The organism is Candidatus Hodarchaeum mangrovi (assembly GCF_975850365.1).
On sequence record NZ_CDLCQJ010000099.1, the window covers coordinates 1 to 11,062 of the forward strand.

Annotated in this window: 8 protein-coding genes; all 8 read right to left on the minus strand. The window is 33.8% G+C overall.

Annotated features, from left to right (window positions below):
• Positions 1 to 381 precede the first annotated feature (381 nt).
• Positions 382 to 1,305 (minus strand): hypothetical protein, encoded by a 924-nt coding sequence (locus ACWVCY_RS10080; RefSeq protein WP_455142626.1) that lies wholly within the window; start codon positions 1,303 to 1,305, stop codon positions 382 to 384.
• A gap of 9 nt (positions 1,306 to 1,314) precedes the next feature.
• Positions 1,315 to 4,185, minus strand: a complete 2,871-nt coding sequence (gene uvrA, locus ACWVCY_RS10085; RefSeq protein WP_455142628.1) for an excinuclease ABC subunit UvrA — start codon at positions 4,183 to 4,185, stop codon at positions 1,315 to 1,317.
• A gap of 1 nt (position 4,186) precedes the next feature.
• Entirely contained in the window at positions 4,187 to 5,119 is a 933-nt protein-coding gene (locus tag ACWVCY_RS10090; RefSeq protein ID WP_455142630.1) for a nucleotidyltransferase domain-containing protein, read from the minus strand.
• Positions 5,120 to 5,449: 330 nt separating this feature from the next.
• Positions 5,450 to 6,472, minus strand: a complete 1,023-nt coding sequence (locus ACWVCY_RS10095; RefSeq protein WP_455142632.1) for a hypothetical protein — start codon at positions 6,470 to 6,472, stop codon at positions 5,450 to 5,452.
• Between the two features lie 258 nt (positions 6,473 to 6,730).
• Positions 6,731 to 8,083 (minus strand): asparagine synthase C-terminal domain-containing protein, encoded by a 1,353-nt coding sequence (locus ACWVCY_RS10100; RefSeq protein WP_455142634.1) that lies wholly within the window; start codon positions 8,081 to 8,083, stop codon positions 6,731 to 6,733.
• A gap of 15 nt (positions 8,084 to 8,098) precedes the next feature.
• The gene (locus ACWVCY_RS10105; protein WP_455142636.1) at positions 8,099 to 9,064 is read right to left on the minus strand and encodes an alpha-ketoacid dehydrogenase subunit beta; all 966 of its coding nucleotides are present in this window, start codon (positions 9,062 to 9,064) and stop codon (positions 8,099 to 8,101) included.
• A 38-nt stretch (positions 9,065 to 9,102) separates the two neighbouring features.
• Entirely contained in the window at positions 9,103 to 10,137 is a 1,035-nt protein-coding gene (locus ACWVCY_RS10110) for a thiamine pyrophosphate-dependent dehydrogenase E1 component subunit alpha (protein ID WP_455142638.1), read from the minus strand.
• A gap of 2 nt (positions 10,138 to 10,139) precedes the next feature.
• Positions 10,140 to 10,913 (minus strand): SagB/ThcOx family dehydrogenase, encoded by a 774-nt coding sequence (locus ACWVCY_RS10115; RefSeq protein ID WP_455142640.1) that lies wholly within the window; start codon positions 10,911 to 10,913, stop codon positions 10,140 to 10,142.
• Positions 10,914 to 11,062 lie beyond the last annotated feature (149 nt).

Consider the following 11,062-nt stretch of genomic DNA (forward strand, 5'->3'; position numbering starts at 1 on the left):
CCTTTTCTCTCTTTTCCTTTACTCTTTATCTTTCTTCCGCTAGGTATCCACTCTTTGTTGAGTAAAAAGAAGAAAAAATTAAGTTCTCGTCACAACTGCAAAATTATTTACTAATAATAAATTTCTACCATTTTTGTCTGGGAACCAAAATCGTATAAAATTTATATATACTTGTACATTCTAGAGATTTTAGAATGGATAAAGAGTTGATTAGGTTTTGAGTAAAGAAGATGTTTATTATTGCAGCTTAATAAAATCGGAAAATCCCCCATGTGACGTCTGCCTTGTCCATTTAAGTTCGGCATGTTGTTGTGAACATCTTACAATAATTGAGGTCATGACTGAATCGGCTAAATAAGATAAGCAGCTTTCATCACTTTTCTATTCACTTATAAATATTAAATCTTCTATTTCTGATTCTTCTTTTAAGATTTGTTTGTACCAGTAACGTGTCATACTCTGAATGATTCCTGTATGGTACTGCCCTCCATCGATCCATGAAATCCTCTGTTTTCCTGGATGATCGGGAAAATCTTGCTGAAGAATTTTACTTTCTGGAACTCCCTGATTTCGGTATTCTCGTAACAGATTCAGATAGTTTTCCATCCAAATTCGTATGTTTATTAAATAATCCTTTGAAACCACAGGGCCTCGACCTGGAATTATAATATCAAAATCTAATTGCTCCCAATTACGATAAGTCTCAATAGTAGCAATAGACCATACAAATGGTGGCATAACGCTTTGTATGTACGAGTCTGTGAATAGTAACTTCATTGAAGGACAATAGATTGTCATAGAACTAGCCATGATAGATTCTAAGAAAAGCCGACAATTCTTAGGACCAATCTCTTTTTTGTTAGAAAATCCAATCGTAGGAATAAATAAAGTGTTATTCATTAAACTTTGATGTAATTTATTATCTTCTGGGATTTGTCTAATGATCCATTCCCTATAAGATGAATCGATTCCCTGTTTCAAATTTTGTCGGATTCCAGATCTTGTTTGAGAGGAAGAGACAACGGTAACATCCTCAAAAGCACTCATACCCCAGATATAATCCCATGTCTTACTAGTAAGAATTAAATATGAGGTTTCTTTATCAAATTTGCTTTCCATGTCTCTCCTAAACTTTCTAGCAATATCTACATGTGGGCCAGTATTAACAAATACTAGCTCATCAGGAAGATTAAGACAGGAAATATTTGAATATAAATAAGGTCTGATAAGCTTATTGGTTTCTTTGGTAACCATAGAGGTCATGATTAAATCAGGAGTAACTTCAATATAGTTCGTTTGAATCATAGAATCATCTCAATTTTCTAAATGAGCTGCTAGGTATTTTCCAGTGAATGATGTCTTGCTTGCCCCAATTATTTGTTCAGGTGTACCTGAAGCTAGTAGGTAACCACCTTCATTTCCTCCTTCAGGCCCAAGATCAATAATCCAATCAGCCATTTTTATAATATCTAGGTTATGTTCGATGACTATAGCACTGTTTCCAGCATCTATGAGTTTATTTATTGTAAATAGTAATTTTTCAATATCTGCGAGATGTAATCCAATTGAAGGTTCATCAAAAACATAGAGATTATGTTCTTGCTTTTTTATTTTCCCTAGTTCGTTTGCTAATTTAATTCGCTGAGCTTCCCCACCACTTAACGTAGTTGATGACTGGCCAAGCTTTAAATAACCTAATCCTAAATCATTCATGACTTTTAGTTTATGTTTTATTAGACGAACGTCTTTAAACAACTCTAATGCTTGTTCAACTGAAAAATTTAAAATATCTGCGATGTTATAACCTTTATATTCTATCTCTAAGATTTCAGGCTTGAAGCGTTTTCCTTTACAAACTGGACATATTGATCTGACATCTGGCATGAATTGCAGTTGTGTAACAATCTCACCTGTTCCCTCACATTCATCACATCTTCCCGAATCTTTTGAATTATAACTAAATATCGATTTTGAATATCCACGATTTATTGATTCCGGTAGGTCAGAAAAAATTTCTCTTATTTTATTATAAAATCCCACATAGGTGGCTGGGTTAGAGCGAGAGGATCTTCCAATTGGTGATTGATCGATAATTCTTATATCCATGATATTTTCTAAACCTAGAATTTCTTGATGTTTTCCTGGAGTGACACGACGATCATGAAATTCTGCAATAAGAGCTTTCGTTAAGATATCATTTATTAAACTACTTTTCCCAGATCCTGATACGCCTGTTACACATATTAAAATACCTAAAGGAATTTTAACATCAATATTTTTTAGATTATTTTCAGCTGCTCCCTTGATTAGAATATAATCACCATTTGAACTTCTTCTTTTCACAGGTATCTTTATCTTCCTCTTTTTTGAGAGATACTGACCAGTTATAGACTCAGGTATATTCTTTATATCTTCTACCTTTCCTTCAGCAACAACTTTTCCTCCACGGTCACCAGATCCAGGACCCAAGTCTAAAATCCAGTCAGCTGCTTCCATCATCTCAGTATCATGCTCTACAACAATTACAGTATTCCCAATATCGCGTAATTTTTTCAAAGTCTGAATAATTCTGAAATTATCACGTTGATGAAGTCCAATAGAAGGTTCATCTAAAATATAGAGCATACCCATTAATCCTGAACCGATTTGTGTTGACATTCTTACTCTTTGTAGTTCTCCTCCAGATAAAGTATGAGCAACACGATTCAAATTGATATAGCCAACGCCAATTTCACAAAGTAGATCTAAGCGTTTTTTGATTTCATCAATTATAGGAATCTCTATATGTTTCCTGATCTCTTCTACAGCAATTAAATCCAAAAATGTTCTGAGTTCTGTTAAAGTCATTTCTCCAAGTTCATAAATATTTTTTCCTTTTATCTTAACTAATAACCTTTGAGGGAGTAATTTTGTTCCTTTACAGTCTGGACAAATAATTTCAGTCATTCCTCGAAAATAAATATGGTCATCCATCGTTCTAGCTGTTCTTCTTGATTCATTTCTCACACGTTCTTTGTACCAGCGATTAATGGGAGGAATTAAACCTTCAAACGCTACTTCCTTTCCAATGTTTGAAAATTTCTTTTTGATTTCTGGGGGTTGGATTAACTCAAATTTTTCTTCTTTTGTTCCATAAAAGACAATATCTTTGTGTACTTGACTAAGATCCTTGAATGGTGTATCTAACGAGAATTCATAATGGTTAGCTAAGCTCCAAATAACTAGATATTTGAAAGGATGCTCAATTCCAAAAATATATTCGTTAATGGCTCCCTGATTAATACTTTTATTCTCATTTTCAATGATTAACCATGGTACAGCTTTTCGATATACACCTAATCCATTACATGTTAAACAGGCACTATCTCCTTCATTTGGTGAGAAATACCATGGTAATAATTCTCCCATAATTAAATGATGTTCTTGGCACGAAAAATTCTTGTGAAAGATATCATTCTCCATTTGATTTCCTTTTATCTCAAGTTTTATAAAACCTTCACCAACTCGTTGACATTCTTTTATTGCATCTAGCATAACTTGATGTAAGTCAGAGTTTACCTCAAATTTATCGATGAAAGCTTCAATCAAATAATCCTTGTTATCATCTAGATCAATTTTCTCCCCAATATCATATTCTACCCCATCAATGCGTATTTTTCCAACTCCTCGTCTTCTCAGGTTATCAAATAGATATCGATAGTCTTCATCATATATTTTAAAAACAGGAGCATAAATTTCGACCATTTGTTTGTTGGGAAGCGAGAGTAATTTCTCTATAATTTGATTAGCAGTTCGAATTGAAATTTCTTGATTACAATACGGACAATATGATTTTCCTCTGGTCGAATAGAGAAGTCGAAGGTAAGTAGAAATGTCAGTAAGTGTTCCAACTGTTGATCTAAAGTTCCTTAAACTCTGATGCTGTTCAATTGATACAACCGATGACAGTCCAAAAACGAAATCAACATCAGGTCGTCTTACTTGTATTACTCGAGATCTGGCATAAGTTGATAAGGATTCAAGGAATAATCTTTGGCCTTCTCCGAAAATTACATCAAACGCTAAGCTAGATTTTCCTGATCCACTTACTCCTGTAATCACTGACAATTTATTACGAGGGATTTTTACATTTATATTTTTCAGATTGTTTTGTCGTGCTCCAATAATTTCGATTGTATCTCTCAATTTACTCCCCTCCTCCGATATAGTATACTGTAACCTCATCCACAGTGACCCGACTTCTAGCTGTGATACGTTTCGGTTTAACTCCTGTCATTAAAATTCCCTGATCAGTCAACCAAATTATAGATTCAACCAGTGTTAAACTTGGATAATTCGTTGCTTTTCTAAAATGTTGGTCTACTTCTGAATGAGTGCGTTCTCCTATACTTTCTGTTAAATATTGTATAAGTGGTTTATAAAAGACTGGATAATTTTCTTTCAAAAAATTCTCAATAAGATCTATAGAATATTCCAAATTTGATCTAGAATATCCTTGTTTGAACACATGATCGATAATTAACCTTAGAATTTGTTTATCTGAGACTTCTAGGGCCTGAGTTATGACATCTCTACCTGGAATGTGATGTTCACTTAGGATTAGGATTGTAGCGATATTCGTTACTGCTGAAATTAACCACGAATGACATTTTTCTAGGGATTCTTCAACAAATAATGTTTTTTTCAATTTATGTATATTTCCAACGAGAAATTCACTTGTTATCATGACCTGTAATTCTTTGTCATGTTCAGAAACAAAAAACATATCTCGGTTGAAATCTGAGATACCTCGATCAATAGAATAAATCAACTTAGATGTTGAAAGCATATGATGCATCATACTCCCTGCTAGAAAACGCTGTTGACTTCTTCGATATTCTGTTCGTGAGATACAATAGGCATTAATCTGGATCTCATTCTGATTAATGACAATCAAATCTTGTTGTACTTTCTCCTCATTAGTGATGATGACCATATCTATATCAGATTTCTCCCATAATATCCCATTTGAATATGAACCAAGTACAAATACAGCTAAAATGCTAGAATCAGATTTTATACGCTCTACAAATTGATTCAAGGCGATAGAGAATTTTTGTCGTATTTTTTCATCTTCCAATAAAATTCCTCCAGCTAAATGGAAAATAAATTAGTCTGATCAGATAAAGTGTGATTCTTCACAGACAGATATCAGACTAGAGATATTCACATCAACAATCTCCCCTCTATAAAAGTATTTTTTTTTGGGTAAGCCAGAGTGAATTTGATTGGTCGATCAAAATTAATTTGACCAAATTTTGGGAATTCAGAATTATTAATTAAATTTTTGACAATAAATATTTTAAAATTCCAATTTATATTGATTTCGTTATAGGTAAAAGAGCTATAATATATTTCTAAATTAATTAGAAAATTCTATTACCTTAAAAAAGAAAGAAGTTGTTAATTATTAATAAACAACAACTTCAATATAGTCTACAAGTCTTATCCAGTATTTACTGCCTGTAATGGGGGTATTGGAACCAACTAATGCCACTCGAAAGGGTCCAGATTCAAATCCTATCTTTTGGTCTTCTTCATAATAAGCAAGAATCAAGCTAAGATTTTCTGGTCCTCCATGACCAATACTAGTTCCAAGCTCATCATACAGAGTAAGATTGCCAAAGAATTGATCCTTTGAAAAAGTTCGTTTATAACCATCAGATGCAACAATGTCTACGCTAAAATCTTGGTTTAAATCAATTAATACATCCAACACATAGGTTAGGTTGACCCCTGTATAATAGTGGAGATCAGAAACTTCATTTAGACTTGTAATGGATCTTCCTGATTGGTTGACGGGGGGTAATTTCAAAATTTGGCTCCAACTTAGAGTATAATTTGAAGTGCCATCTCCAAACATTACCTTTTCAGTTTCTCGTTTAAATTCTAGCTTCTTAACATATTTGACCCACTTAGGTCCCCCAGCTCCCTTGCTTTCTATAGAAGAGGTTGCATAACTGTCCTCATTCGAATATTTTTCATCAGTAGGAAGAAAGGCAATTCTTAATCCATCTTCCCATGTGGGGATTTGAGTTCCATTATATTCATAGGCCAAAATCATCTTTCCTTGAATAGTTTCCCATTCTGTAGAAGGATAGATATTATCATAGGTAAAAATTTGTGAATAGTTGTCTTCTGATGTTACTATTACAATATCACCTTGTTGAATACCACCAACAGATTCTGCGAATTTTGCTATTGGAACACCTTTATAGGCTCCTTTTCCACCCCAGTTTCCATATGAATTTTGATATTCACTAGTTCCACTGATTGGTGATAATTCTTTTAGATCTGACAGTGTAAATTCCTTAGATTCCCCTAAAACTCCCAAAACTATCAATTCTACATCTTCAGTCGAATCGATACAACCAGAAAAAATTCCAATTAAGAAAATTGAAATATAAATTATAAAAACAGACTTAAACCTCAACGCAGGTTCACCTATTTTTTTTTTGCCAACAAAAAATTTCCTGATTATATAGATCAGGTGAATCTTCAGTTAATTAATTAGACTACTTAAATTAATCGGTCTTTTCTTTCTCAATTTATTCTTCTATTTAATTTTTTAAAAATTTGAAGATATACTCGTTTAAAATAGATTCGTGGAGGTCTAGACTGGCTTCTAAGGATAAATAAAAGGTAGCTGTTTTAAACCTAATTCTTAGAAATTAGGTAATTTTACAATTTCTTATTCTATTTTAGAAAAGTCAAGACATTGTGCCCTATCCTCTATATTACCAGTTTTCCGTAAAAAAGCAATGAAATCTTTTTTATAGCGAAATCCATTTTTTTTGGCTACTTTCTCCAAGATTTTGTTTGTATTACTCCCAAATTGAGTTGCTTTATTTTTTCTATGGGCTATTTCATAGGGTAGACCAATATTTTCTGCCATTTTTCTCCAAATAAACTTTTTTTCTCCATTCTTGATTTTTAAATCAATAGGAATGCGCATTGCAAGATTAAACATTTCTGTAGCAATAAAAGGAGTTTTAAGATCGGTTTTGAAATATTGTGAAAGACGATAATTCCTATATGTGTCTCGCTGATGAATTGAAAAGAGTTTCTCACGAAATATGTCATTAAGTGGTTTATTTTCATTTTGGGGACCAAAATGTCTGGGTTCTAATGACCAACCCATAAATAATTCTTCTGTTCCGATGGCTGAAAGGATAACATCACATCCTTCATAGGTAGCCTGTTTAATACCATGATATAAGACTAATCCAACTTCTAATGAAACAATATCTGGAACAGTTACAGTGGTCTTGGAAAAGAGATCTGGTTGAATAATAGGATCTAATAATTCTAATGATTCAAGTAGGGATTCTTCAGTTAGATTAATCACGGATAGGGGAAATTCTAATAATTCAGCTCCTTTTTTTGCAGCAATGACGTCTGAAGAAGACGAGGTTCCAACACAAAATCCTTTAAAAGATATTTTGTTTTTTTTCAAAAAATATGCAATTGTGGAAGAATCTACCCCACCTGAATATAAAAGACCAATATGATGGTATTCCCTCACAGCTTCCAGAATTAAAGATTCACTAACTGAAGAAAGAGAAGTAATTATTGACGTTATTTCTATTAAATCGTCACCAAATGCAATGTCAGGCTTATGAATCAGTGAAATGTTATTATTTACTACATTTATCAAAAAATATTGTTGTGGATCAACTAAAGAGAAATAAAATGGAAAATCTTTGTGTAAATCAGTTGTAATCATGAAAAAATTCTCTTTGTTAACAAAAAAAAGAGGTAATTTCCCAAAACGATCAGTTAGAATGAAAAGAGCATTGTCTTTCTTAAGAACAACTATAAATCCAAATGAAAGATTTAACAGTGAGTCCAGGGCTAATTTATTAATCATGATTTGTTTCAGCAGGTAATGCATTTCTTCATACTTGTTCAGATCAGTATAAAGAAAATAGTCTTGAGCATATTCTCCTGTGGTGAAATAGAGAAAAATCTGTCCATCAAAAGTAATTTTTGTCATAAAAGGATAAATGGGATCAATTTCTCTAACTGTGATGATTATAACCATTGATCAATCTCTCGGTTATCGCTTTGGGATTATTTGACGAACAGCTTCAATGATCTTATCAACATTTGGAAGGATTTGATCTTCAAGATCTCTATTATAGGGGATTGTAGTTTCTGTACAAATACGTCGAAATTTAAACGATATATCCTGTTCAGCAAGAATGGCACAGATCTCTCCTGAAAGACCAAATTGTTTGTAATCTTCATCAACAACCACAACACCCTTTGTTTTTAAAATTGATTTAGCAACTAATTCTTCGTCAAGAGGTGACACCCATCGAAGATCAATAACCTCAGCAGAAATACCTTCTCTCAATAATAACTCTGCTGCCTGTACACATCTATGAACTGAAACTCCTAGACTAATAAGTGAGACATCACTTCCCTCATGAAGTATTCTTGCCTTACCAACAGGCAGACTATTCCATTTATCAGGAATTTCTCCCTTATAACCATCATTAGGAACATCAAAAGCAACTGTTGTTCTTCCTCCACGGCCCATATAATCTAGCCAAATTTCAGAAAGTAATTTATGCTCAAGATAGATTACAGGATGATCCATTTCAATTGCTGAGAGGAGTAATCCACCTGCATCTGCAGGATTTGATGGAACGACCACCGAGACTCCTGGAATATGAGCCAACCAACCCCAAAGACTTTGTTCATGCTGTCCCCCATCCCCATATCCACCTCCACAACTAGCTTTAATTACTAGAGGAACATTCCATTTCTTTCCAGAAAATTCGAACACTTTAGCAGCATTGTTCAAGATTTGATCCATTGCAACCCCAAAAAGATCTACAAACATTATTTCTACAATAGGACGCAAGCCAGCCATTGCTGCTGTAACACCTGCCCCTAAGAAAGCACTTTCACTAATAGGAGTCCGAATTACACGTTCTTTTCCAAATTTGGCATAAAGATTTACGTGTAATGTGTGAACGTCTTCTCCTATTATGAATATTCGTGAGTCATTACTCATGGCATAATCCAAAGCCGAGTCAATCGCTTCACTGAATGTTAATTGTATGATTTTCTCACCTCCGAAATTTGTATTACTGAACTGTGAAGTAATTCTACTTCTTTTTTTAATTCAGCTTCTATTTGCATTATTTCATCTTTGTATTGTTTAATGAGCTCTTTTCTCAATATTATAAGGGGATCAAAACGATCTTTCATTTGGTACCGTGAATTAGCAATTAATGATAACACTCCACCTATACTTCGAATTCGTTTATCAAGTCGAGCTCCACTGGGACTTATGGTTGATTTCATAAGTGGTTTGGTTACTTCCTTGAATTCTTTCAAAGGAGATCGTTGAAAACGTAGGAGAGGATCACCAAGAAAATGTCCTTCGTGATGTTCACAAGTTGCGTGGATGAAATAAGGAGAATTTTTTTCTCTCATTCTTTGGATGGTTGTATGACAGGTGTTTCCAACTTCTTTTACATCCATTCCATTTATAATTACACCTTCTACCCCTAATCCCTTAGCGCGTTCAATTAATGTTCCTCCAGTTACTTCACTAGATCGTGTTGTAATCGCTAGATCATTGTCCTTACAGACAAACAATACAGGGAGCTTTAAGACTGATGCTAAATTGAATGATTCCAAAAGCATTCCTTGATTCATACTACCTTCCCCAAAAAACGATACTGCAATATTTTTTTGTTTTTTATATTTGATTGCTAGCGCAAATCCGACTGCAGCAGGTCCTGATGCTCCAACGATTCCAGAAGAGAGTATTAATTTTTCTTTTGAAAATAAATGCATATGTCCACCTAGACCTCCACATAAACCTTCAGGATGTCCAAGGAGCTCCAATAATACTAATTTAGGATCGACTCCTCTCATGATGAATGGGGCAGTACTTCGATGGTCAGTGGCTATAACATCTCCTTCAATAAGGCTGGATACTACTCCAGCAATAATACCTTCTTCTCCTATCCCCATATGCATCTCACCTGAAATTTGACCCTCTTGCCATAATTTTGAAATAGTTTCTTCAATCGTTCGACTTTGAAACATTAACTTATAGAGCATTAGAGGATCCAAATTCATTCCTTCTTTCTGACTTTAATTTTACCTACTGGGGCAATATAAATAATAAATTCATCTGAACCATCAAGATGAAGGAAGGAGTCAATCGATTCCTGATGATAAGCTGCGATTGCACAGGTTCCAGCATCAATTGCTTCACACGCTAAATAGAGGTTTTGACAAATATGGCCTGCCTCAATAGCGATAGATTTATGTGCAGCATAACTATAGCGCCACTCTGATCTATAAGGAATTACAGCCCATAAAAAAATTATTCCAGCATTACTGATAAAATTTTGATGAACACAGATTTCAGCTACTCTTTCTGCAAATTCTGTTCCCTTTTGAATTAAGAGAAGTTTATGTTCTACAGCTAGATACCGATATATCCCTGGTTCAAGTGATTCTACTTTATTAATAACAAGGTAGGTCTCAAAGGGATGTCGTGATCCACCTGAAGGAATTGTTCTTTTTGTTGTTTTTGCTCCATGACGAAGATCAATATCAAATTCTTTAATGCCTTGAGTGACCCAGAGAAGAAATGATAATTCTTCAAGGGTAAGAAATTGATTAATAAATCCACGACGACTTTTTCGATGATTAATGGCTATTATTAATGGAATTTGACCTAATTTAATCTGTTCAGGTTTAATGAGATCGATTAATATTGCATTTTGTGGATATTCCTTTTGATAAGGAGGAGGAGGAATATTTTTTTGTTGATCTGTCTCAATATCAGGTGTGGATGACCAATCATGAGCTTTAAGAAAAGCTCTATTATTTCTTAACATAGTGATCTTCTCATTTAATCAATTTGCATAAGCATTTGATTGAAATTTTCAGCAAATATAGTTATCTTATTCCAATCTCGAAAGTCATTTCTTCCTTCTGGTTCATATTGAAAGGAGCCTTCCGATTCCTTTTGCATTTCCATAGCTCC